Below are 21,808 nucleotides of genomic sequence, written 5' to 3'. Positions count from 1 at the left end.
GGTCCGTCACTGTCCGGCGATCGCCATGGCGCGGTAGGCGGCGTACTCACCGGCCGGGTTCTCGCCGTCCACCCACGGGATCGCACCCACATAACCGTCGATCGCCCGCACCTGTTCCGCCGCCTCCGGGTACCGCTCCGCGCGCACCAGGAAACACAGCAGCAGATGCCGCACATGCGGCTCCACCGGGTGGCCGGGGCGCACGGTGTTGACGGCGAACTGCGCGGCCTCGATCGCGTCCCGGATCACCGCGCCCTGGTACATGCCGGGGGAGAGCTGCACGTCCGGCAGGTGGTCGTAGACCGCGAACAGCGGCAGCGCCGCCAGCAGGCTGCCCTCGGGGGCGGCGGCAGCGGCGGCCGTGGCGAACGCCTCGGCGTCGGCGCGCGAGCCGTGCCACTTCTCCGACAGGTACGGCAGCGCCGCCAGGTGCGCGCCCATGTGCCGGTCGTCGCGCTGGACGATCTTCTCCCACAGCGCGTCGAAGTCGGACCGCCGGTAGCTCAGCCCGCGCGCGATGAACAGCTCCGTGATGTACGGGACCGGGTCCGCCGGCGCCAGCCGGGCGGCCTCGCCGCACACCGTGCGGGCCTCCTCCAGGATGATCCGGTACTCCGCCGCGCCGGGGTCCGCCATCGCCTGCCACACCAGGAACTGCGCGTACACCTGCGCGCCGCCCGCGTCGTTCGGCTCGTCGGCGCGCCAGCGGCGCAGCCACCCCGCGTCGTGCCCGCCGGGCCGCGCGCCCGTCGCCCGCCAGTGCGCCAGCTCCATGGCCGCCGCCCCGGCCAGCGACTGCACGCGCTGCCAGCGCAGCTCGGTGTCGTCGGTGAGCGCCAGCAGCCGGCCCGCCGGGTGCCAGTCCTGGGTGCGCTGCGTCTCCTCCAGCGCCGCGACCAGCTCGGGATCGGGGCCGGGCAGCCGCACGTCGAGCTGGTCGACGGGGACCAGGCCGCCGGACGGCCGGTCGCCGTCCTTGCCGAGCGAGACGCCCTCCGGCGGCCCGCCCCGCACCCCGGTCCGCTCCTCGGCCGACGCGGCGGCGCGCTCGAACGCCTGTCGCTCCCTGCGCCGCCGCAGGGCGGGCAGCACCACCACCCCGAAGACGGTGGTCAGGGCGATCAGCAACCAAAGGGCTTCCATCGCGGCGCGGCTCCCCCTCATCCGACCTCATCCGATGTCTGTGAACACCTTATGACGCTTCGCGCGGCACTCGCGGACCGGCGACCGGTCGCCGGGGACGGCGACTACCGTGGTCGCATGAGTGAGCAGCACAGTCGTCAGCGTTTCGAGACCGTGGCCATTCACGCCGGGCAGGAGCCCGACGCGGTGACGGGCGCGGTGGTTCCGCCGATCCACCAGGTCTCCACGTTCAAGCAGGACGGCGTGGGGGGTCTGCGCGGCGGCTACGAGTACAGCCGGTCCGCCAACCCGACCCGCACGGCCCTGGAGGAGAACCTCGCCGCGCTGGAGGGCGGCACGCGCGGCCTGGCGTTCGCCTCCGGTCTTGCCGCCGAGGACTGCCTGCTGCGCACCGTGCTGCGGCCCGGCGACCATCTGGTGATCCCGGACGACGCCTACGGCGGCACGTTCCGCCTCATCACCAAGGTGGCCGAACGGTGGGGCGTGGCCTGGTCGGTGGCGAACACCTCGGACCCGGCGGCGGTGCGCGACGCGCTGCGCCCGGAGACGAAGCTGATCTGGGTGGAGACCCCGTCCAACCCGCTGCTGGGCATCACCGACATCGCCGTCGTCGCGGACCTCGCCCGGTCGGCCGGGGCCCGTCTGGTCGTGGACAACACCTTCGCCAGCCCCTACCTCCAGCAGCCGCTGGCCCTGGGCGCGGACGTGGTGGTGCACTCCACCACCAAGTACCTCGGCGGCCACTCCGACGTGGTGGGCGGCGCGCTCGTCACCTCGGACCCGGGGCTGGCCCAGGAACTGGCGTTCCACCAGAACGCGATGGGCGCGGTCGCGGGCCCGTTCGACTCCTGGCTGGTGCTGCGCGGCATCAAGACGCTCGCGGTGCGGATGGACCGGCACAGCGCGAACGCCGCCCGGATCGCCGGGGCGCTCGCGGCCCACCCGAGGGTGACGCGGGTGTACTACCCGGGGCTGCCCTCGCACCCGGGCCACGAGACGGCCGCCAAGCAGATGCGGGACTTCGGCGGGATGGTGTCCTTCCGGGTCGAGGGCGGGGAGGCCGCGGCGGTCGAGGTGTGCGACCGGGCGCGGCTGTTCATCCTCGGGGAGTCGCTCGGCGGCGTGGAGTCGCTGATCGAGCACCCGGGCCGGATGACGCACGCCTCGGCGGCCGGCTCCGCCCTGGAGGTGCCGGCCGACCTGGTGCGCCTCTCGGTCGGGATCGAAGCGGCGGAGGACCTGCTGGCCGACCTCAGCCAGGCTCTCGGCTGAGGCTCGCGGGAACGGCCGCCCCGCTCCCGGTCCCGGCCCCCGCTGCCGCGCCCGCCGGGTCGGCGCCCGCCGGGTCCCTCCGCGCCGGGTCCGTCCCCGCCGCCGCCCCGGGCGGGCTCGCGCCCGCCGCCGGGCCGGTCTGCATCCGGGAGATGGCCGAGTTGAAGCGGGTGAGGAGCGTGCAGAAGCTGTCGCGCTCCTCGTCCGTCCAGTCCGCGGTGAGCGCCGAGACGAGCCGGCGGCGCGAGGTGCGGACCTCTTCGAGGCGGTCGCTGCCGCGCGGCGAGAGCTGGAGCACGACCGCGCGGCCGTCCTCGGGGTCCGCGGTGCGGCTGACCAGGCCGGAGTCGACGAGCGGGGCGACCTGCCGGGTCACCGTCGAGGAGTCGATGCCCATCCCGGCGGCGAGGGCCTTGACACCCGTCGGGCCCTGCTGGTCGAGCCTGCTGAGCAGGAGGTAGGCGGCGCGGTCCATGGAGTTCCGGGCCGGGCCGAGGCCGCCGAGGCGGGTCTGCTCCGCCCGCCGGGCGAAGACCGCCACCTCGTGCTGGAGCGCGTCGAGGAGATCGGTTTCCTGGGCCGGGGCGGTGGCTTGGGTGGGTTCAGGCGTCATTTCCGGTCTGGGGGTCGGTGAGGGTGCGGGCGGGGGACGGTGACAGGGGGTGGCCCCCTGGTTGCGCCTCAGCGTACGCCGCCCGGCGGTGGCGCGGACGCGCATTGCGGGATCCCGTGCCCGCGCGCGATCTCCCGTGCACGACGGGCGCGCGTGGCAGGGGCGCGCGGCCGGGACCGCGCGCGCCGGGTGGATGCACGCCTGCGAGACTGGCGGCATGCCTGCCAACCACCGGCCCGGGCTGGACGATGTGCTCGCCGCCCAGAAGACGCTCTCCGGGATATCCCGGGTGACGGCCCTGGAGGGCAGCCGGTATCTCAGCCGCCTGGTCGGCGCCCCGGTCCGCCTCAAGTGCGAGAACCTCCAGCGCACCGGCTCGTTCAAGATCCGCGGCGCCTACACCCGCATCGCGGGGCTGACGGAGCCCGAGCGCGCACGCGGCGTCGTCGCGGCCAGCGCGGGGAACCACGCGCAGGGCGTCGCGCTCGCCGCCCACCTGCTGGGCGTGCGCTCCACCGTGTTCATGCCGGTCGGCGCCCCGTTGCCGAAGGTGGCCGCCACCCGCGAGTACGGCGCCGAGGTGCGGCTGCACGGGCAGGTGGTGGACGAGACGCTGGCCGCCGCCCGGGAGTACGCGGCGACGTCGGGGGCCGTGCTCATCCACCCCTTCGACCACCCGGACGTGGTGGCCGGGCAGGGCACGGTCGGGCTGGAGATCCTGGAGCAGTGCCCGGACGTCCGCACCGTCGTGGTGGGCATCGGCGGCGGCGGGCTGGCGGCGGGGGTGGCGGTGGCGGTGAAGTCGCTGCGGCCCGGGGTCAGGATCGTGGGGGTGCAGGCGGAGGGGTCCGCGGCGTATCCGCCGTCGCTGGCCGCGGGGCACCCGGTGACGCTGCCCGAGGTCTCCACGATGGCGGACGGGATGAAGGTCGGCCGCCCGGGGGACGTGCCGTTCCGCATCGTCCGGGAGCTGGTGGACGAGGTCAGGACCGTCTCGGAGGACGCGCTCTCGGCCGCGCTGCTGCTGTGCCTGGAGCGGGCCAAGATGGTGGTCGAGCCGGCCGGGGCGAGCCCGGTGGCGGCGCTGCTGACCGAGCCGGGGGCGTTCGAGGGGCCCGTGGTGGCGGTGCTGTCCGGGGGGAACGTCGATCCGGTGGTGCTGGAGCGCAGCCTGCGGCACGGTATGGCCGCGGCCGGTCGCTACCTGTCGCTGCGGCTGCGCCTGCCGGACCGGCCCGGAGTGCTGGCGGCGCTCCTGGGCGAGCTGTCGCGGGCTGACGCCAACGTGCTGGCCGTCAACCACTTCAGGACCGACCCGGGGCTGGGGGTGAGCGAGGCCGAGGTGGAGGTGCGGCTGGAGACGCTGGGGCCCGAGCACTGCGCGGAGGTCTCGGCGGCGCTGAGCGCGGCGGGCTACCGGATCCTCGGCTGAGGCCGCCGCCGCTGCCGCCCCTCGTCCGCCGCCTCCTTCACCCGGATGGACCTAACGCGATACATCGCGACAGCCTAGACTGATGGCCCCGGGGGTCCCACTCTGTAACCGCCGAAACTCGTCCGCCTTCCTGCCGACCATGGGAGATCGCATGCCAGGCGCCATCCACGCCCGAGGGCTCGTGAAGACCTTCGGCGACGTCAGGGCACTGGACGGCGTCGACATCGACGTGCCGGAGGGCACCGTGCTTGGCCTCCTCGGGCCGAACGGCGCGGGGAAGACGACCACCGTCCGTGTCCTGACGACCCTGATGCGGCCCGACGCGGGCAGGGCCGAGGTCGCCGGGCTCGACGTGCTGAAGTATCCCAACGAGGTGCGGCGCTGCATCGGTCTCTCCGGCCAGTTCGCGGCCGTCGACGAGCATCTCACCGGCCGGGAGAACCTTCAGATGGTCGGCCGTCTCTACCAGCTCTCCGCGCGCGACGCGAAGCGCCGGGCCGACGAGCTGCTGGAGCGGTTCAACCTCGCGGAGGCCGCCGACCGCACCGCCAAGACGTACTCGGGCGGCATGCGCCGCCGCCTCGACCTGGCCGCCGCGCTGATCATCAGCCCGCCCGTGATGTTCATGGACGAGCCGACCACCGGCCTCGACCCGATGAACCGGCAGGCCCTGTGGGAGGTCATCGAGGAGCTGGTGGCCGGCGGCGCCACGCTGCTGCTCACCACGCAGTATCTGGAGGAGGCCGACCGCCTGGCGGACACCATCGCCGTCGTCGACCACGGCCGGGTCATCGCGCGCGGTACGTCCGACGAGCTGAAGAGCCAGTCCGGTGGCGACGTGGTCGAGGTGGTGGTGCACGACCGGTCGCGCCTGGCCGAGGCCGAGCAGGTGCTGCGGCGCCTGGGCGACGGCGAGCCCACGCTGATCGAGCACACCCGCAAGCTCGGCGTCCCGGCCCCCGGTGGCGCCAGGACGCTGGCCGAGGTCATCCGGGAGCTGGACGCCCGCGGCATCGAGATGGACGACATCGGCCTGCGCCGCCCCACCCTGGACGACGTCTTCCTCTCCCTCACCGGCCACGCCGCCGGGACGGACGGGGCCTCCGGCGACCAGGCCCGGGACACCCGTACCCCGGCGCAGCACAATCCCAGGAAGCAGCAGCAGAGAGTGACGCGATGACCACCCCTTCGACCGCTCCGGGCCGGCCGTCCGGGCCCCGGCAGCCGTCCGGGCCCCGGCACGCGGCGCGCCCGGACGATCAGCGGATCGGCTTCCGCCAAGGCGTGCGCGACTCCATGATCGTCGCCAAGCGCAATCTGCTGCGGATGCTGCGCATCCCCGAGATCGTCATCTTCGGCATGATCCAGCCGATCATGTTCGTCGTCCTGTTCGCCTACGTCTTCGGCGGCTCCATCAACATCCCGGGGGCGGGTCTCGACCCCGAGGCATACCGGGAGTTCCTGATGGGCGGCATCTTCGCCCAGACCGTCACCTTCGCCACGGCGGGCGCGGGCGCGGGCATCGCCGAGGACATGCAGAAGGGCATCATCGACCGCTTCCGCTCCCTGCCGATGGCGCGCGGCGCGGTCCTGACCGGGCGCACCTTCGCCGATCTGGTGCAGACGGCCGTCACCCTGGTCGTCCTGGCCATCGTCGCCTTCGCGGTCGGCTGGCGCACGCACGAGGGGCTGGCCAACGCGCTGGCCGCGTTCGGGCTGCTGCTCCTCTTCGGCTACGCCTTCACCTGGATCGGCGCGCTGATCGGCCTGTCGGTCCGCTCGCCGGAGGCGGCCACCTCCGGCGGCCTGGTCTGGCTGTTCCCGCTGACGTTCATCTCCATAGCCTTCGTCCCCTCGGAGAACATGCCGGGCTGGCTCCAGCCCGTCGCCGAGTGGAATCCGTTCAGCGCCACGGTGCTGGCCGTCCGCGAGCTCTTCGGGAACCTGCCGGAGGGATATCTCGCGCCGGACGCCTGGCCCATGCAGCACCCGGTCCTGGCGTCCGCCCTGTGGTCGGTCGCGGTCATCGTGTTCTTCCGCAGGCAGGCCGTGCGGAAGTACCGGCAGGCCACCGGCTGACGGCCGGCCCGCGGCCGACCGCGGGCCGCGGAGGAGGCGGGCGCGCCCGCGCGGAAGCGCGGCCGGGCCCGGAGCGGACGGCCGGCCCGGCGCCCGGGCAAGGAGAGGGAGAGGCAGGCGCTAGGAGCGCGCGATGCCGCGCTCGCCGCCGTCCCCGGCGGTCCGCGCGGCGGCGCCCTGCTGCTCCTGGGCCTCCAGCACGCTGATCCTTCTCAGGTGCTTGCTCATCGACTTCAGCAGCAGCCAGACGCCCACGCCCAGCACCGCGAACACGATGAAGCCGAGCACACCGGGCGTCACCGTGTACTCGTTCAGCTCCTTGGCGGCAAGGGGTAGCAAGTCAGTCATCCCTCAATTCTGGCGGATGCCGGCGAACAGGTCGGACTCGGGGAGCGACGTGTCCACGCGGGAGCGGGCCAGCTCGTAGTCCTCGGTCGGCCAGACCTCCTGCTGGATCTCCATCGGCACCTTGAACCAGCCGCCGTCCGGGTCGATCTGGGTGGCGTGCGCGATCAGCGCCTTGTCCCGGACGGGGAAGAACTCCGCGCACGGCACCCGCGTGGTGAGCTGCCGGTCGGGCCAGTCGACCTCGTCCCAGCGCTTGAGCCACTCCCCGTACGGCGACTCCAGGCCCCGGTCCAGCATCGCCTGGTGCAGGGCCACGGTGCGCGGCCGGGAGAAGCCCTGGTTGTAGTAGAGCTTCAGCGGCTGCCACGGCTCGCCCGCCTCCGGGTAGCGCGCGTGGTCGCCCGCGGCCTCGAAGGCCACCATGGAGATCTTGTGGGTCATGATGTGGTCGGGGTGCGGGTACCCGCCGTTCTCGTCGTACGTGGTGATCACGTGCGGCCGGAACGACCGGATCAGCCGCACCAGCGGTTCGGCCGCGGTCTCCACGTCCTGCAGGGCGAAGCAGCCCTCGGGCAGCGGCGGCAGCGGGTCGCCCTCCGGCAGCCCCGAGTCCACGAAGCCCAGCCACTCCTGCCGCACGCCCAGGATCTCCCTGGCCTCGGCCATCTCCCTGGCCCGCACCTCGTGGATGTGCTCCTCGAGATAGGGGTCGCCCTGGAGCTTGGGGTTGAGGATCGAGCCCCGCTCCCCGCCCGTGCACGTCGCCACCAGGACGTCCACACCCTCAGACACGTATTTCGCCATGGTCGCGGCGCCCTTGCTGGACTCGTCGTCCGGGTGGGCGTGCACGGCCATGAGCCGAAGCTGCTCGGTCAACGCTCGGTCCTCGTCCTCGTCCTGCTGGTCCTGGTCGTCAAGGTCACTCGTCGGCGTGCGTCACACGCCTTCTATAGTGACTGATGGACCGCGGCCGCTATTCCGCGTTTCCGGAGTATCCGCGTTCCCGAGTTTCCCGAGTTCCGAGGACCGACCGCCATGGCCGACGCGCGCGCAGATCTGCCCGAGGGGCGATACGGCCGTTCCGGCACGGCCGACGCCCGCACCGACCGGCGGCTGAAGCTCACCGGAGCCGTGCTCGGGGTGGCGCTGGCCGGCTTCGTCGCCTGGGCCGGAGTGTCGTACATCGCGGACCAGAAGGTCACCGGCGAGCTGACCGGCTTCGAGGTGGTCTCGGACAGCGAGATCCAGGTCAACGTGGCCATCCGCAAGCCGTCGGACACCGACGGCGTCTGCACGGTGCGCGCCCAGGCGGAGGACGGGCTGGAGGTCGGCCGCGCCGATTTCCGCTTCGACGAGGACACGGGTAGTGTGCACCGGTCCGTCACCCTCAGGACTACGGAGCGTGCCACCGCCGCCGAGCTCATGGGCTGTACGGAGGCCACGTCCGCCGCGCCGTGAGTGGTGACGGGTTTGTGCATGGCAGCGGAGGGTAATTTCTCCGCACACATCGGTCGTCGTTGTTAGAGTCGATATTTCGATCGATGTCACGCCCGCCCAGGAGCGCACCGAGTCCGGGTCGGGCGCCTTGTTTTTGTTCCCCTCTCTCATGATCCGAGGAGCACCTGTGACGCAGACCAGCGACACTGTCACCTGGCTGACCCAGGAGGCGTATGACCAGCTCAAGGCCGAGCTGGATCACTTGTCGGGTCCCGCTCGCGTCGAGATCGCGAAGAAGATCGAGCAGGCGCGTGAAGAGGGCGACCTCAAGGAGAACGCCGGGTACCACGCGGCCAAGGAGGAGCAGGGCAAGATGGAGGCGCGCGTGCGCCAGCTCACCCAGCTCCTGGAGAGCGCGCAGGTCGGCGAGGCCCCCGCGGACACCGGCGTGGTGGCGCCCGGCATGGTCGTGACGATCGCCTTCGACGGCGACGCCGACGACACGATGACGTTCCTGCTGGCGTCGCGCGAGTTCGCCACCTCGGACATCGAGACCTACTCGCCGCAGTCCCCGCTGGGCAGCGGCGTGAACGGCAAGAAGGTCGGCGAGGAAGCCGAGTACACGCTGCCCAACGGCAGTGTCGCCCGCGTGAAGGTGCTGGAGGCCAAGCCGTACCAGGCGGCCTGAGCCCGCCGCGCGGTGCAGGATGGACTCATGGCCAACCGACTCGCCGCCGAGACCTCGCCCTATCTGCTTCAGCACGCGGACAACCCCGTCGAGTGGTGGCCGTGGCGCCCCGAGGCGTTCGACGAGGCGCGGCGGCGGGACGTGCCCGTCCTGCTCAGCGTCGGGTATGCCAGCTGCCACTGGTGCCATGTCATGGCTCGCGAGAGCTTCGAGGACGAGACGGTCGCGGCGTATCTGAACGCCCACTTCGTCCCCGTGAAGGTGGACCGCGAGGAGCGCCCCGACGTCGACGCCGTGTACATGGACGCCGTCCAGGCCGCGACGGGCCAGGGCGGCTGGCCGATGACCGTGTTCATGACCCCGGACGGCGAGCCGTTCTACTTCGGCACCTACTTCCCGCCCGAGCCCCGCTCGGGCATGCCGTCGTTCGGGCAGCTCCTGGAGGGCGTGCACACGGCCTGGACCGACCGGCGGGGCGAGGTCGCCCAGGTCGCCGCCCAGATCACGCGCGAGCTGGCGGACCGGCGGCTGTCGTACGACGCGCCCGGTCCGCCCGGCGCGGAGGACCTGGCGGTGGCGGTGAGCACGCTGGACGGCGAGTTCGACGCGGCGCACGGCGGGTTCGGCGGGGCGCCGAAGTTCCCGCCGGCCATGGCGCTGGAGTTCCTGCTGCGCCACCACGCGCGCACCGGCTCGGCCGACGCGCTGCGGATGGTGGAGGCGACCTGCGAGGCGATGGCCCGCGGCGGCATCTACGACCAGCTCGGCGGCGGCTTCGCGCGGTACGCGGTGGACGCGACGTGGACCGTGCCGCACTTCGAGAAGATGCTGTACGACAACGCGCTGCTCGGCCGCGTCTACACGCACCTGTGGCGGGCCACCGGCTCGGTGCTCGCCCGCCGCGTCGCGCTGGAGACGGCGGACTTCCTGGTGCGGGAGCTGCGCACCCCCGAGGGCGGCTTCGCCTCCGCGCTGGACGCCGACAGCGAGCGCCCGGAGGGCGGCGGCCACGCGGAGGGCGCGTTCTACGTGTGGACGCCGGAGCAGCTGCGCGCGGCCGGGGCGGCGGAGGCCGCCGCGGTGTACGGCGTGACGGAGACCGGCACGTTCGAGGGCGGGGCCTCCGTGCTGCGGCTGCCGGGCGCCGAGCCGCCGGCCGGGCTGCGCGAGCGGCTGCTGGCCGCGCGCGACGGGCGGCCGAGGCCGGAGCGGGACGACAAGGTGGTGGCCGCGTGGAACGGCCTGGCCATCGCCGCGCTGGCCGAGACCGGCGCCTGCTTCGACCGGTCCGACCTGGTGGCGGCGGCCACGGACGCCGCCGAGCTGCTGGCCCGCGTCCACCTCGGCGCCGACGGCCGCCTGACGCGCACCTCGCGCGACGGCAGGGCCGGGCCGAGCGCGGGCGTGCTGGACGACTACGGCGACGTCGCCGAGGGCTTCCTCACGCTGTACGCGGTGACCGGCGACCGGCCGTGGCTGGACCGGGCGGGGACGCTGCTGGAGACGGTGCTCACGCGGTTCACCGGCGAGGACGGCGCGCTGTACGACACGGCGGACGACGCGGAGGAGCTGATCCGCCGCCCGCAGGACCCGACCGACGGCGCGACGCCGTCCGGCTGGACGGCGGCGGCCGGGGCGCTGCTGTCGTACGCCGCGTACACCGGCAGCGGCCGGCACCGCGCGGCGGCCGAACGGGCACTGGGCATCGTCACCGCCCTGGGCCCGCGCGCGCCGCGCTTCATCGGCTGGGGCCTGGCCGTGGCGGAGGCGGCCCTCGACGGCCCGCGCGAGGTGGCGGTGGTGGGCCCGGCGCACGACCCGGCGACCGCGGAGCTGCACCGGAGGGCGCTGACCGCGACGGCCCCCGGGGCGGTGATCGCCCTCGGCGAGCCGGACGCCCCCGGCGCCCCGCCCCTGCTGGCGAACCGCCCCCTGCGCGACGGCCGTCCCACGGCCTACGTCTGCCGGGGCTTCGTCTGCTCGGCCCCGACGACCAGCCCGGCCGAGCTGGCGGCACAGCTCCGCTGACCGCCCGGCGCCCGCCGCGGGCGGCCCGGTCGGCGGCCGGTCAGTCCGCGTCCACCAGGTTCGTCCGCAGCACGGCGACCGCGCGGTCGATCACGTCGGTCAGGTCGTCCCGCAGGTCATGGGCGACCCAGTACATCAGCGCCGCGCGCAGGCCGCCGAGGGCGGCGCTGATGAAGACCTGGATCTCCAGCTCGTCGGGGGAGCGGCCCAGGCGGTCCGCGAGGGCCTTGGCCAGGACGCGGCCGGAGGCCGCCATGCTCTCGTCCAGGCGGGCCCGAACCGCCGGGACGGTGGCGACCAGCCGCATCCGCACCCGGACCTCGGACAGCGCCTGCGGCGTCCCGTACGCCTGGTTCAGCGCCGTGCGGATCGCCTCGCGCAGGGCCGTCAGCGGCGGCTCGTGGGCCGGGCGGGCGCGCAGGGCGCTCTCCAGGACCGTGTCCTCCTCGTCCGTCAGGACGATGTCCTCCTTGGTCGGGAAGTACCGGAAGACGGTGCTGGGCGAGACCTCGGCGGCCTCCGCGATCTGGTCCACCCGGGTCGCGTCGTAGCCCTGCTCCGCGAACAGCCGGTACGCCGCGCCGCGGATCGCCTGCCGGGTGCGGATCTTCTTGCGTTCGCGAAGGCCGGCCTTGGCGGCGGGGACGGAGGGCATGCGGGTCATTCTCGGGCATCTCCCTCGGCCGCTGCCAGGGTCGTTACCCCCGGCCTGTCCGCCCGCCGCTGCTGCGGCAGCAGCAGTCCGGCCAGCAGGGCCCCGCCGAGCGCGGCGAGGGAGCAGACGTACAGCGTCACGGTCATGCCGTGCGTGAACGCCCAGTTGGCGGAGTCGGCCAGCCGGCTCAGCCCGGTGTGCCGGGCGACGGCGTGCGCGGTGACCACCGATTCGCGCGAGGTCTCCGCGGCCCGGGCCGGCAGGCCGTCGGTGTCGAGGCGGTCCCGGTAGGCCTGGGCGAGCAGGCTCCCCAGGAACGCGACGCCGATGGCGCTGCCGACGTGCCGCAGGGTCATCACCAGGCCCGAGCCGGTGGCGGACCGGTCCGGCGGCAGCGCGGCGAGCGCCGCGTCGGTGGCCGGGACGAGGGCCAGCCCGGCGCCCAGCCCGGTGACGGTGAGCCAGATGGCGGTGAGGCCGTAGCCGGAGCCGACCTCGGTGGTGCTGCCCTGGATCCCGGCGAACGACAGCAGCGCGAGCCCGGTGGCGACGATGCCGCGCGGCCCGAACTGCCGCACCAGCGGCTGGCAGCCACGGGCCGCGACGAGCACCCCGGCCAGCAGGGGCATCAGCCGCAGTCCGGTGCCGAACGCGTCGTGGCCGCGGACCACCTGGAGGTACTGGGGGAGCAGGAAGATCAGCCCGGAGAGGATGAAGCCGATGAGGGCGCCGATCAGGGCGTTCCAGCCGAAGACCGGTTCGCGCAGCAGGCCGAGCCCGAGCGGCGCGTTCTCCCGCCGCCGTTCCCGGGCGACCAGCAGGAACAGCAGCGGAAGCGCGGTGGCCCAGGACGCCAGGACCAGCGGGTCGCCCCAGCCGCGGGCCGGTCCCTCGATCAGGCCGCACACCAGGGCGCCGAGCGCGCCCGCGAAGCAGGCGGCGCCGAGGACGTCGACGCGCGGCGCGCCGTGCTCCCTGCTCTCGGGCAGCAGCAGCGCGCAGCCCACCAGGGCGACGGCGACGAGCGGCACGTTGACCAGGAGGACCGAGCCCCACCAGAAGCGGTCGAGGAGCAGGCCGCCGAGGAGCGGGCCGAGGGGCAGGCCGGCGGTGAACGCCGCGGTGAGGACGGCGATGGCCTTGGCACGCTCGGCCGGTCCGAACAGCGCGGGCAGTACCGCCATCGTCAGCGGGCTGACCAGCGCGGCGCCCAGGCCCATCACCGCGCGCCCGGCGACGACGAGGCCGGGGCCGCCGGCGAGGGCCGCCAGGACGGAGCCGGCGAGCATCACCGTCAGTCCGGCGACCAGCGTGCGGCGGCGGCCGAAGCGGTCGCCGACCAGTCCGGCGGGGAGCATGACGGCGGCGAAGACGACGAGGAAGGCGTCGACCATCCACTGCTGCTGGCCGGTGCCGGCCTTCAGGTCGGCGGCGATGGACGGCAGGGCCACGCTGAGGATGGTCATATCCATGCCCAGGATGACCGTGGCGACGGCGAGCGCGCCCAGGGCCCACCAGCGGCGCGGGCCGAGCCGTGGGTCCACGTCCAAGACACACCTCCGAGAGCCGCCCCTAAATGGTAGTGGCTCTCAAAAGTGAGTCATTGCGGGGGCGTGGCAGAGTCAGGTGACCGGACGGTAGGCGACCAGCGATATTCCGACGTAATGGACGACGAAGGCGGCCAGGGTCAGCGAGTGGAACAGCTCGTGGAAGCCGAACCATTTCGGCCAGGGATCGGGGCGCTTGAGCCCGTAGATCACGCCGCCGGCGCTGTAGAGCAGGCCGCCCGCGAGCACCAGGACCATCACCGCCGGCCCGCCGGCCCGCAGGAAGTCCGGCAGGAAGAACACGGCCGCCCAGCCCAGCGCGATGTAGCAGGGGGTGTAGAGCCAGCGCGGGGCGCCGACCCAGAAGACGCGGAAGGCGATGCCGGCGACGGCGCCGGCCCAGATGCCCCACAGCAGGAGCTGCCCCCGCGCCCCGTCGAGCAGCAGGATCGTGAACGGGGTGTAGGTGCCGGCGATGATCAGGAAGATGTTGGCGTGATCCAGCCGTCGCAGCACGGCCGCGACGCGGGGCGACCACGTGCCGCGGTGGTAGAGCGCGCTGATGCCGAAGAGCAGGCAGGCGGTCAGGGTGTAGACGGCGCAGGCCACGCGGGCCCGGGGGCTTTCGGCGAGCGCTGTGAGGAAGACGCCGGCTATCAGCGCCGCGGGGAACATGCCGGCGTGCAGCCAGCCACGCAACCGGGGTTTTGCCGACAGGGTCATGGGCAGATCGTAGCGACCGCCGGGTTGCGCTCACATGAGCCCAACTAGACACAGAAGAGAAAGGGCGGCAGTATCAGATGAGCGCTCAATCCCGACGGATGAGCGACTCGCACGTAAAACCCTCAACCCTCTGGAGCGAACGTGACGCTGATATCAGCCGCTCCCGTCGCCGCCAACGCCCCGACCCGACACCACAAGCTCATCGCCTGGGTGGAAGAGATCGCCGCGCTGACCGAACCCGACCAGGTGGTCTGGTGCGACGGATCCCAGGAGGAATACGACCGCCTCTGCGCGGAGCTCGTGGCCCAAGGCACCTTCGTCAGGCTCAACCCTGAGAAGCGGCCCGACTCGTACTACGCCGCATCCGACCCGACCGACGTCGCCCGGGTCGAGGACCGCACCTTCATCTGCTCCGAGAGCCCCGAGGACGCCGGGCCCACCAACCACTGGATGGACCCCGCCGACATGCGGGAGATCTTCACCGGCCGCGAGGGGCTCTTCCGGGGCTCCATGCGCGGCCGGACCATGTACGTGGTGCCGTTCTGCATGGGCCCGCTGGGCTCGCCCCTCTCCGCCCTCGGGGTCGAGATCACCGACTCCGCGTATGTCGCCGTCGCCATGCGCACTATGACCCGGATGGGCACCGCGGTGCTGGAACAGCTCGGTGAGGACGGACAGTTCGTGCGAGCCGTCCACTCCGTCGGCGCCCCGCTGGCCGAGGGCCAGAAGGACGTGCCCTGGCCGTGCAACCCGGTCAAGTACATCTCGCACTTCCCCGAGACCCGCGAGATCTGGTCCTTCGGCTCCGGCTACGGCGGGAACGCGCTGCTGGGCAAGAAGTGCTACGCCCTGCGCATCGCCTCCGTCATGGCCCGCGACGAGGGCTGGCTGGCCGAGCACATGCTCATCCTCAAGCTCACCCCGCCCCGTGGTGAGGCCACGTACGTGGCCGCGGCGTTCCCCTCCGCCTGCGGCAAGACCAACCTGGCGATGCTCCAGCCGACGCTCCCCGGCTGGAAGGTCGAGACCGTCGGCGACGACATCGCCTGGATGCGCTTCGGCGACGACGGCCGGCTCCGCGCCATCAACCCCGAGGCCGGCTTCTTCGGCGTCGCACCCGGCACCGGCGAGAAGACCAACGCCAACGCCATGCGCACCCTGTGGGGCAACTCCGTCTTCACCAACGTCGCCCTCACCGACGACGGCGACGTGTGGTGGGAGGGCATGACCGACGACCCGCCCGCCCACCTCACCGACTGGCGCGGCAACGACTGGACCCCCGACTCCGGGACCCCCGCGGCGCACCCCAACGCCCGGTTCACGGTCCCGGCGGCCCAGTGCCCGACCATCGCCCCCGAGTGGGAGGACCCGGCCGGGGTGCCGATCTCCGCCATCCTCTTCGGCGGGCGCCGCGCCACCGCGGTGCCGCTGGTCACCGAGTCCTTCTCCTGGCAGCACGGCGTCTTCCTCGGGGCCAACGTCGCCTCCGAGAAGACGGCGGCGGCCGAGGGAACGGTGGGCGAGCTGCGCCGCGACCCGTTCGCCATGCTGCCGTTCTGCGGCTACCACATGGGCGACTACTTCGCCCACTGGCTGAAGACCGGCGCGCGGGCGGGCGACCCGGAGAAGCTGCCGAAGATCTACTACGTCAACTGGTTCAAGAAGGACGCCGACGGCGCCTTCGTGTGGCCGGGCTTCGGCGAGAACATCCGCGTGCTCAAGTGGATCGTCGAGCGGCTCGAAGGCCGGGCGGAAGGCGTCGAGACCCCCATCGGCATCCTCCCGACCCCGGAGGCCCTGGACACCGAGGGCCTGGGCATCACCCGGGAGCAGCTGGAGTTCCTGCTGGAGGTCGACCCGGAGATCTGGCGCCAGGAGGCCGCCCTGATCCCCGAGCACCTGCGCACCTTCGACACCCACACTCCCCAGGAGCTGTGGGACGAATACCGGGCCCTGACGGAACGGCTCGACCGGCTGGGCTGAAGGGAAGGGCCCCGTACAACGGCGTGCGGGGCCCGTCCGGGAGGCGGCGCGCGCGGGCCGGGAGAACCGCCCGCGGTCAGTACTGGTTGTAGCCGTCCAGGAAGCGGCCGATCCGCTCCACCGCGTCGGCCAGCTCGCTCGCCTGCGGCAGCGTCACGATGCGGAAGTGGTCCGGCTCCGGCCAGTTGAACCCGGTGCCGTGCACGATCATGATCTTCTCCGCCCGCAGCAGGTCGAGGACCATCTGCCGGTCGTCCTTGATCTTGTAGACCTTCGGGTCCAGGCGCGGGAACGCGTACAGCGCGCCCTTGGGTTTCACGCACGTCACGCCCGGGATGCTGATCAGCTTCTCGTACGCCACGTCCCGCTGCTCCTTGATCCGGCCGCCCGGCAGCACGAGCTGCTCGATCGACTGGCGGCCGAAGAGCGCGGCGGCCACCGTGTGCTGCGCCGGCATGTTGGCGCACAGCCGCATGTTGGCCAGGATCGTCAGACCCTCGATGTAGCTCGCCGCGTGCTCCTTGGGGCCGCACACCGCGAGCCAGCCGCAGCGGAAGCCGGCCACCCGGTAGTTCTTCGACAGGCCGTTGAACGTCAGCGTCAGCAGGTCCGGCGCGATGGCCGCGGTCGGGGTGTGGACGGCGCCGTCGTACAGGATCCGGTCGTAGATCTCGTCCGAGCACACCACCAGCCGGTGCCGCCGGGCGATCTCCGTGAGCTGCCGCAGCATCTCCGCGTCGTATACGGCGCCGGTCGGATTGTTCGGGTTGATGATCACCAGCGCCTTGGTCCGGTCGGTGATCTTGCGCTCGAGGTCGGCGAGGTCCGGCATCCAGTCGGCGCCCTCGTCGCAGCGGTAGTGCACGGCCGTGCCGCCCGCCAGCGCCACCGAGGCGGTCCACAGCGGGTAGTCCGGGGCCGGCACGAGCACCTCGTCGCCGTCGTCCAGCAGCGCCTGCATCGACATCTGGATCAGCTCCGAGACGCCGTTGCCCAGGTAGACGTCCTCGACCGACAGGTCGATGCCCTTGGTCTGGTAGTGCTGCATCACCGCGCGGCGGGCCGAGAGCAGGCCCTTGGCGTCGCCGTACCCGTGGGCGGTGGCCACGTTGCGGAGGATGTCCTCCAGGATCTCCGGCGGGCACTCGAAGCCGAACGCCGCAGGGTTCCCCGTGTTGAGCTTCAGGATGCGGTGGCCCGCCGCTTCGAGCCGCTGCGCCTCTTCGAGCACCGGACCACGGATCTCGTAACAGACATTCGCGAGCTTCGCCGACTGGATCACCTGCATGCCCGCAACCTTACGGCCGTGTAACGCGGCGCGCCTTGTGTTTTCGCCCACGGGGGTGGCGGGGGCCGCGCCGCCCCCGCGCTGCGGCCCGGCCCGGCGATCGCACTCCGTTGACCATCGTCCTACCCGGTGCTAGGTAGGGTCGGGGGTCCCGTTGCCCACCCGCCCGATGCCGCTCGGCCACCCGGAGTCGCCATGCCCACCGCCTTCGACACGCTCGCCGACGAGATCGTCGACCACCGCTTCAAGGGGCTGCCGCCCGACGCGGTGGGGCGCACGGTCGGGGAGCTGGCGGCGGAGCGGCGGGACCTGTACACCGGCGGGTTCACCACCCCGGTCCTCACCCTGTCCGCCGAGGCGGTGGAACACAACCTGACGTGCATGGAGCGGTTCGCCGGGCGCCACGGCCTGGTGCTCGCCCCGCACGGCAAGACCTCGATGGCGCCTGGCCTCTTCCGGCGCCAGCTCGACCACGGCGCCTGGGGCATCACCGTCGCCGTGCCGCACCAGGCCCGCGTGGCGCGGGCGTTCGGCGTGCCGCGGATCTTCCTCGCCAACGAGGTCGTCGACCGCGCCGCCCTCGCCTGGCTCGCCGGCGAGCTGGACGCCGACCCCGGCTTCCGCTGTGTGTGCTATGCCGACTCGCCACGCGGCGTGGAGCTGATGGACGCGGCGCTGCGCGCGGCCGGGGCCCGCCGCCCGCTGGACGTCGTGGTCGAGCTGGGCGTGCCCGGCGGGCGCGGCGGTGTGCGGGACGTGCCGCAGGCGACGGCCGTGGCCGACGCGGTCGCCCGCGCCGCGACGCTGCGGCTGGTGGGCGTCGCCGGGTACGAGGGCGAGATCCCCGACGCCGACGCCGTGTCGGTGCGCCGCTGGCTGGACGCGCTGTGCGCGCTGGCCGTCGAGTTCGACAAGGCGGGCCGGTTCGCCGGGGTCGACGAGATCATCCTCAGCGCGGGCGGCAGCGCCTGGTTCGACGCGGTGGCCGGGGCGTTCACCGCCCTGCCCGAGCTGTCCAGGCCGGTGCTGAAGATGCTGCGCGCCGGGGCGTACGTCAGCCACGACGACGGCCGGTACCGGGAGATCACCCCGTTCAACCGGGCGCCGCTCGAGGGCTCCTTACTCCCCGCCTTCCGGCTGTGGGCGCAGGTCGTCTCCCGGCCCGAGCCCGCCCTGGCCCTGATCAACGCCGGGAAGCGGGACGTGGCGTACGACCTCGGCCTGCCGGAGGTGCAGGCCGTGCGCACCGCGGCGGGCCGGGTGCGCGGCGGATTCGGCCTCGTCGTCACCAGGCTGGCCGATCAGCACGCCTTCGTCGAGGGCCCGCCGGCCGGGGGCGTCGGCGCGGGGGGCGGGGTGCTGCCACAGGTGGGTGACTGGGTGGCGCTGGGTATGTCGCATCCGTGCACGATCTTCGAGAAGTGGCCCCTGATCCCGCTCGTCGCGGGGGACGGCACCGTCACCGACTACGTCCGCACCTTCTTCTGAGGCCGGCGGACCCCGATCCGTGCTGTTCCCCCGCGCGGCGGAGTCGATAAGCTGCCCAACTGGCGGAGTCACCATACGAGACGGGTGTCCAAGGGCCCGGGGGGAGCGGCATGCCGATTGCCATCGCGGTCACCAGCGCCGACCTCGTGCTGCCGCCCACCGACCAGCACACGCCGGGCGCGCACGTGCTGACCCCGCCGGAGCGGCAGGACTTCCCGGCCGCGCTGGCCGAGATCAGCGAGCTGCTCAGCCGTCACGGGCACGTCATCGTGCTGTACCCGACCACCACCCCGCTGCCGTACGTCCAGCGGCTGCACTCCGTGCGCGCCATGCTGGAGTCCGACCGCGTCGCCCTGCTGCCCAGCGCCCTGCCGCCGCTGGGCACGGCGGTGCTGGTCCGGCAGCTGCGTCAGCTCTCCACCTGCGACTTCACCCCCGGCGTGCTGGGCGCCTCCGCCCGGCTGCTGGCCCACTACATCTACGCGGGAGCGCTGCTCGGCTCCGGCACCCGCCTGGACCGGGTGCCCGTCGCCCTCCCGGCGGCCAACGGCACCCGGCAGCCCGGCGGCCAGTGCGCCGTGCTGGCCGGACCCACCCCCCAGCTCGTCCGGGCCGACGGCGACGTGGCCCTGTCCGGACCGCAGTTCGCGACCACCCTCACGTACGCGCCCGGCGCCCTGGACAGCGCGTGGGTCACCCGCCGGCTGGCCCGGCAGTGGCAGGTCCAGGCGCTGCACCCGGTGCACCTGCCGGGTGAGTCGGCCTCCTGGTGGGCCACCGGCAAGCTGGTGGAGTTCGCCGCCGCCATACCGGACGTCTCCCTGCTCTACCAGATGGTGAGTTCGATGCGGCAGGAAGCCTGCCACTGGTGCGGCCTCACGCTGATCGGCGACCGCTGCGCGTTCTGCTCGGCCCCCGTGGTGCCCCAGGAGCGCGCGCCGCGCGCGATAGGAACGTCGCGGCGCCGGGCACTCGCCCCGGGCGCGGGATGACAGCGACCACGACGGAGAGGGTAGACACGCTTCATGAACGCTCGCCAGCGACGCGGCCTGCTGCTGCTGCTCGCCTCGGTGCTGCTCGCGCTCGGCGCGTTCGCCGGGGTGCTCGCGGTGATCAACGACGTCGAGTCGAAGGTCGGCCCCGAGACCACCGCCTACGAACTGAGCGAGGACGTCGACCCCTACGAGGCGGTGACGGCCGACAAGCTCCGCGAAGTCAGCATCCCCGAGCGGTACATACCCGAGTCGGCCGTCCTCGACCTGGACGACGTCGAGGACCGGGTCGCCGTCGGCCCGCTGCGCGAAGGGTCGCTGCTCCAGAGCGACATGCTGGCCGAGCGGCCCGAACTGGACCCGGGCCAGATGGAGATCGCCGTGATGATCGACGCCTCGACGGGCGTGGCCGGCAAGATCTACCCGGGCGCCACGATCAACATGTACGCCGCCTACCGGGTCCGGCAGCAGGACGCCGGCAACGCCGACGAGGAGGAGACCACCGAGATCGTCCGGCTGATGGTCAACAACGCCGAGGTGATCGAGGTCGGCGACCTCACCGAGGTCGAGGACGACGACAGCGGCGTCACCGAGGCCGTCCCGATCACCTTCGCCCTGGACAACACCGACGCGCAGCGCGTCACGTTCGCGGAGGCGTTCGCCGAGCAGGTGCGGCTGGCGCTCGTGGCCCCCGGTGACGAGCAGGAGATCCCGGAGGACGAGCGGACGTACACCATCATTGGGGACATCCTCGGCGATCCGCACGCCGAACTCGGCGGGGTCCTCCCCTAAGGAAGCAGGTGGACCGATGACGACGCGCATTCTGCCCGCGGTGGGTGATCCGGACACCGCCCGTTCCCTGATCACCCTGCTGAGTCAGCTCCCCGACAGCGAGCCGATGCGCTCCGTGCCGGACTCCGGCACGCTGCTGGACACCCTCGCCTCCCTCACCCACGCGTCCGTGGCCGAGCTGCCCGAGGTGGTGGTGATCCACGAGGGCATCGGACCGCTGCCCGCCCTGGAGCTGATCCGCGAGGTCGCCCTGCGCTTCCCGGCCGTGGGCGTGGTGCTGGTCTCGGCGGAGCCCACCGCCGCGCTGTACTCGGCGGCCATGGACGCCGGCGCCCGGGGCCTGGCCGGGCTGCCGCTGTCCTACGACGAGTTGGGCGCCCGGGTGCTGGCCGCCGCCCAGTGGGCGGCCGGGATGCGCCGTCACCTCGGCGCGGGCGAGAGCGCCGCGCCCGGCCCCGGCGGCCGGATCGTCACCGTCTCCGGCGCCAAGGGCGGCGTCGGCGCCACCCTGCTGGCCACCCAGCTCGCGCTGGCCGCGCAGCTCACCGGGCCGTTCGAACGGGGCGCCATCCTGGTCGACCTCGACCTGCTGTGCGGGGACGTCGGCTCGTACTTCGACGTGCAGTTCCGCCGCTCGGTCGCGGACCTGGCCGGCATCGCCGACATCACCCCGCAGGTGCTGGCCGAGGCGGTCTTCACCCACGAGACCGGCCTGTCCATGCTCATCGCGCCCGCCGAGGGGGAGCGCGGCGAGGACGTCAGCGACGCCACCGCCCGGCAGGTGCTGACGGCGGTCCGGTCGCGCTACGACGTCGTCGTGGTCGACTGCGGCTCGCACATGAACAGCGCCAACGCGGCGGCCGTCGAGATGGCCGACATGGCCCTCCTCGTCACGACCCCGGACGTGATCTCCGTCCGCGCCGTCAACCGCATGGTCCGGATGTGGGACCGGCTGCGGATCCGCAAGGCCGCCGACACGCTCACCGTCGTCAACCGCCTCGGGCGGACCAGCCACATCCAGCCCCAGCTCATCGCCCGCATCACCGGCACGCACGTCGCCCGCAGCGTGATCCCGGCGGGCTTCCGCGAGTTGCACGAGGCGCAGGACGCGGGCCGCATCCAGGACCTCGACGCCCGCGGCCACGTGCGGCGCGCGATGTGGGCGCTCGCCGTCGAACTGGGCCTGGTCGCCCCGGAGCCGGCCGCCGCCGGAGCGGGCAGGCGCCGGGGCAGGCGGCTGTGATACCCGCGGGCCGGTGTCGGCGGCCTCGTCGGGCGCGTGGACTCGGGATCTCAGGCC

At 73.1% G+C, this 21,808-nt stretch carries 19 protein-coding genes and 1 pseudogene; 12 read left to right on the top strand and 8 right to left on the bottom strand.

Annotation, left to right across the window (positions count from 1 at the left end; translation table 11 throughout):
* Positions 1-6 precede the first annotated feature (6 nt).
* On the bottom strand, positions 7-1,143 hold the full coding sequence (locus ACSNOC_RS17410; protein ID WP_436748383.1) for a hypothetical protein: 1,137 nt from the start codon (positions 1,141-1,143) through the stop codon (positions 7-9).
* A 117-nt stretch (positions 1,144-1,260) separates the two neighbouring features.
* On the opposite strand from ACSNOC_RS17410, the gene ACSNOC_RS17405 reads away from it, so the two are divergent.
* Positions 1,261-2,415 (top strand): cystathionine gamma-synthase, encoded by a 1,155-nt coding sequence (locus ACSNOC_RS17405; protein WP_436748382.1) that lies wholly within the window; start codon positions 1,261-1,263, stop codon positions 2,413-2,415.
* Between the two features lie 100 nt (positions 2,416-2,515).
* Here ACSNOC_RS17405 and ACSNOC_RS17400 read toward each other — a convergent pair.
* Positions 2,516-3,028 (bottom strand): annotated as a pseudogene (locus ACSNOC_RS17400) (MarR family winged helix-turn-helix transcriptional regulator); the annotation flags it as partial.
* Between the two features lie 217 nt (positions 3,029-3,245).
* On the opposite strand from ACSNOC_RS17400, the gene ilvA reads away from it, so the two are divergent.
* The 3 genes from ilvA to ACSNOC_RS17385 all read left to right on the top strand — a co-directional run bounded on the left by ilvA (position 3,246) and on the right by ACSNOC_RS17385 (position 6,539).
* A complete protein-coding gene (ilvA, locus tag ACSNOC_RS17395) occupies positions 3,246-4,460 on the top strand; it encodes a threonine ammonia-lyase (protein WP_436748381.1) in 1,215 nt (404 codons plus the stop codon).
* A 151-nt stretch (positions 4,461-4,611) separates the two neighbouring features.
* Complete coding sequence (locus ACSNOC_RS17390) at positions 4,612-5,640, top strand: ATP-binding cassette domain-containing protein (RefSeq protein ID WP_436748380.1); 1,029 nt, start codon at positions 4,612-4,614, stop codon at positions 5,638-5,640.
* The gene (locus tag ACSNOC_RS17385; RefSeq protein WP_436748379.1) at positions 5,637-6,539 is read left to right on the top strand and encodes an ABC transporter permease; all 903 of its coding nucleotides are present in this window, start codon (positions 5,637-5,639) and stop codon (positions 6,537-6,539) included. The genes ACSNOC_RS17390 and ACSNOC_RS17385 overlap by 4 nt, the downstream gene beginning before the upstream one ends.
* Before the next feature lie 120 nt (positions 6,540-6,659).
* On the opposite strand, the gene ACSNOC_RS17380 is transcribed toward ACSNOC_RS17385, so the two are convergent.
* On the bottom strand, positions 6,660-6,887 hold the full coding sequence (locus tag ACSNOC_RS17380) for a hypothetical protein (RefSeq protein WP_436748378.1): 228 nt from the start codon (positions 6,885-6,887) through the stop codon (positions 6,660-6,662).
* A 3-nt stretch (positions 6,888-6,890) separates the two neighbouring features.
* Positions 6,891-7,763: a mycothiol conjugate amidase Mca gene (mca, locus tag ACSNOC_RS17375; protein ID WP_436748377.1), complete on the bottom strand. Its 873-nt coding sequence runs from the start codon at positions 7,761-7,763 to the stop codon at positions 6,891-6,893.
* Between the two features lie 159 nt (positions 7,764-7,922).
* On the opposite strand from mca, the gene ACSNOC_RS17370 reads away from it, so the two are divergent.
* The 3 genes from ACSNOC_RS17370 to ACSNOC_RS17360 all read left to right on the top strand — a co-directional run bounded on the left by ACSNOC_RS17370 (position 7,923) and on the right by ACSNOC_RS17360 (position 11,040).
* On the top strand, positions 7,923-8,345 hold the full coding sequence (locus tag ACSNOC_RS17370) for a DUF4307 domain-containing protein (protein WP_436748376.1): 423 nt from the start codon (positions 7,923-7,925) through the stop codon (positions 8,343-8,345).
* A 166-nt stretch (positions 8,346-8,511) separates the two neighbouring features.
* On the top strand, positions 8,512-9,012 hold the full coding sequence (gene greA, locus ACSNOC_RS17365) for a transcription elongation factor GreA (protein WP_436748375.1): 501 nt from the start codon (positions 8,512-8,514) through the stop codon (positions 9,010-9,012).
* 27 nt (positions 9,013-9,039) lie between these two features.
* Positions 9,040-11,040, top strand: a complete 2,001-nt coding sequence (locus ACSNOC_RS17360; protein ID WP_436748374.1) for a thioredoxin domain-containing protein — start codon at positions 9,040-9,042, stop codon at positions 11,038-11,040.
* A 40-nt stretch (positions 11,041-11,080) separates the two neighbouring features.
* Here ACSNOC_RS17360 and ACSNOC_RS17355 read toward each other — a convergent pair whose 3' ends face one another.
* The 3 genes from ACSNOC_RS17355 to trhA all read right to left on the bottom strand — a co-directional run bounded on the left by ACSNOC_RS17355 (position 11,081) and on the right by trhA (position 13,965).
* Positions 11,081-11,704: a TetR/AcrR family transcriptional regulator gene (locus ACSNOC_RS17355; protein WP_436748373.1), complete on the bottom strand. Its 624-nt coding sequence runs from the start codon at positions 11,702-11,704 to the stop codon at positions 11,081-11,083.
* Positions 11,701-13,239: an MFS transporter gene (locus tag ACSNOC_RS17350; RefSeq protein WP_436748372.1), complete on the bottom strand. Its 1,539-nt coding sequence runs from the start codon at positions 13,237-13,239 to the stop codon at positions 11,701-11,703. The genes ACSNOC_RS17355 and ACSNOC_RS17350 overlap by 4 nt, the downstream gene beginning before the upstream one ends.
* Before the next feature lie 78 nt (positions 13,240-13,317).
* Positions 13,318-13,965, bottom strand: a complete 648-nt coding sequence (trhA, locus tag ACSNOC_RS17345; protein ID WP_436748371.1) for a PAQR family membrane homeostasis protein TrhA — start codon at positions 13,963-13,965, stop codon at positions 13,318-13,320.
* A 141-nt stretch (positions 13,966-14,106) separates the two neighbouring features.
* Between trhA and ACSNOC_RS17340 the strand changes: the two genes are divergently transcribed.
* Positions 14,107-15,948: a phosphoenolpyruvate carboxykinase (GTP) gene (locus ACSNOC_RS17340; RefSeq protein ID WP_436748370.1), complete on the top strand. Its 1,842-nt coding sequence runs from the start codon at positions 14,107-14,109 to the stop codon at positions 15,946-15,948.
* A gap of 76 nt (positions 15,949-16,024) precedes the next feature.
* On the opposite strand, the gene ACSNOC_RS17335 is transcribed toward ACSNOC_RS17340, so the two are convergent.
* Positions 16,025-17,236, bottom strand: a complete 1,212-nt coding sequence (locus ACSNOC_RS17335) for a pyridoxal phosphate-dependent aminotransferase (RefSeq protein WP_436748369.1) — start codon at positions 17,234-17,236, stop codon at positions 16,025-16,027.
* A gap of 195 nt (positions 17,237-17,431) precedes the next feature.
* On the opposite strand from ACSNOC_RS17335, the gene ACSNOC_RS17330 reads away from it, so the two are divergent.
* The 4 genes from ACSNOC_RS17330 (at position 17,432) to ACSNOC_RS17315 (ending at position 21,751) form a co-directional block, all read left to right on the top strand.
* On the top strand, positions 17,432-18,724 hold the full coding sequence (locus tag ACSNOC_RS17330; protein ID WP_436748368.1) for an alanine racemase: 1,293 nt from the start codon (positions 17,432-17,434) through the stop codon (positions 18,722-18,724).
* Positions 18,725-18,834: 110 nt separating this feature from the next.
* A complete protein-coding gene (locus ACSNOC_RS17325) occupies positions 18,835-19,716 on the top strand; it encodes a hypothetical protein (protein ID WP_436748367.1) in 882 nt (293 codons plus the stop codon).
* Between the two features lie 33 nt (positions 19,717-19,749).
* The gene (gene cpaB, locus ACSNOC_RS17320) at positions 19,750-20,508 is read left to right on the top strand and encodes a Flp pilus assembly protein CpaB (protein WP_436748366.1); all 759 of its coding nucleotides are present in this window, start codon (positions 19,750-19,752) and stop codon (positions 20,506-20,508) included.
* Positions 20,509-20,524: 16 nt separating this feature from the next.
* Positions 20,525-21,751 carry an AAA family ATPase gene (locus ACSNOC_RS17315; protein ID WP_436748365.1) on the top strand — a complete coding sequence of 409 codons (1,227 nt, stop codon included), beginning with the start codon at positions 20,525-20,527 and terminating at the stop codon, positions 21,749-21,751.
* The last annotated feature ends 57 nt before the right edge of the window (positions 21,752-21,808 follow it).

The sequence above is a fragment of the Streptomyces sp. URMC 129 genome (assembly GCF_051386415.1).
Classification (GTDB): domain Bacteria; phylum Actinomycetota; class Actinomycetes; order Streptomycetales; family Streptomycetaceae; genus Streptomyces.
Note: the sequence above shows the minus strand (reverse complement) of the source record. Positions and strands in the feature narration are given on the sequence as shown.

Bases quoted from the DNA above. Each gene is read 5' to 3' on its own strand.
- ACSNOC_RS17390 (WP_436748380.1), top strand. From the start codon at position 4,612: ATGCCAGGCGCCATCCACGCCCGAGGGCTCGTGAAGACCTTCGGCGAC.
- ACSNOC_RS17380 (WP_436748378.1), bottom strand. From the start codon at position 6,887: ATGACTGACTTGCTACCCCTTGCCGCCAAGGAGCTGAACGAGTACACG.
- ACSNOC_RS17330 (WP_436748368.1), top strand. From the start codon at position 17,432: ATGCCCACCGCCTTCGACACGCTCGCCGACGAGATCGTCGACCACCGC.
- ACSNOC_RS17325 (WP_436748367.1), top strand. From the start codon at position 18,835: ATGCCGATTGCCATCGCGGTCACCAGCGCCGACCTCGTGCTGCCGCCC.
- ACSNOC_RS17410 (WP_436748383.1), bottom strand. From the start codon at position 1,143: ATGGAAGCCCTTTGGTTGCTGATCGCCCTGACCACCGTCTTCGGGGTG.
- ilvA (WP_436748381.1), top strand. From the start codon at position 3,246: ATGCCTGCCAACCACCGGCCCGGGCTGGACGATGTGCTCGCCGCCCAG.
- ACSNOC_RS17355 (WP_436748373.1), bottom strand. From the start codon at position 11,704: ATGACCCGCATGCCCTCCGTCCCCGCCGCCAAGGCCGGCCTTCGCGAA.
- cpaB (WP_436748366.1), top strand. From the start codon at position 19,750: ATGAACGCTCGCCAGCGACGCGGCCTGCTGCTGCTGCTCGCCTCGGTG.
- ACSNOC_RS17315 (WP_436748365.1), top strand. From the start codon at position 20,525: ATGACGACGCGCATTCTGCCCGCGGTGGGTGATCCGGACACCGCCCGT.
- ACSNOC_RS17360 (WP_436748374.1), top strand. From the start codon at position 9,040: ATGGCCAACCGACTCGCCGCCGAGACCTCGCCCTATCTGCTTCAGCAC.
- ACSNOC_RS17370 (WP_436748376.1), top strand. From the start codon at position 7,923: ATGGCCGACGCGCGCGCAGATCTGCCCGAGGGGCGATACGGCCGTTCC.
- trhA (WP_436748371.1), bottom strand. From the start codon at position 13,965: ATGACCCTGTCGGCAAAACCCCGGTTGCGTGGCTGGCTGCACGCCGGC.
- ACSNOC_RS17335 (WP_436748369.1), bottom strand. From the start codon at position 17,236: ATGCAGGTGATCCAGTCGGCGAAGCTCGCGAATGTCTGTTACGAGATC.
- ACSNOC_RS17405 (WP_436748382.1), top strand. From the start codon at position 1,261: ATGAGTGAGCAGCACAGTCGTCAGCGTTTCGAGACCGTGGCCATTCAC.
- ACSNOC_RS17385 (WP_436748379.1), top strand. From the start codon at position 5,637: ATGACCACCCCTTCGACCGCTCCGGGCCGGCCGTCCGGGCCCCGGCAG.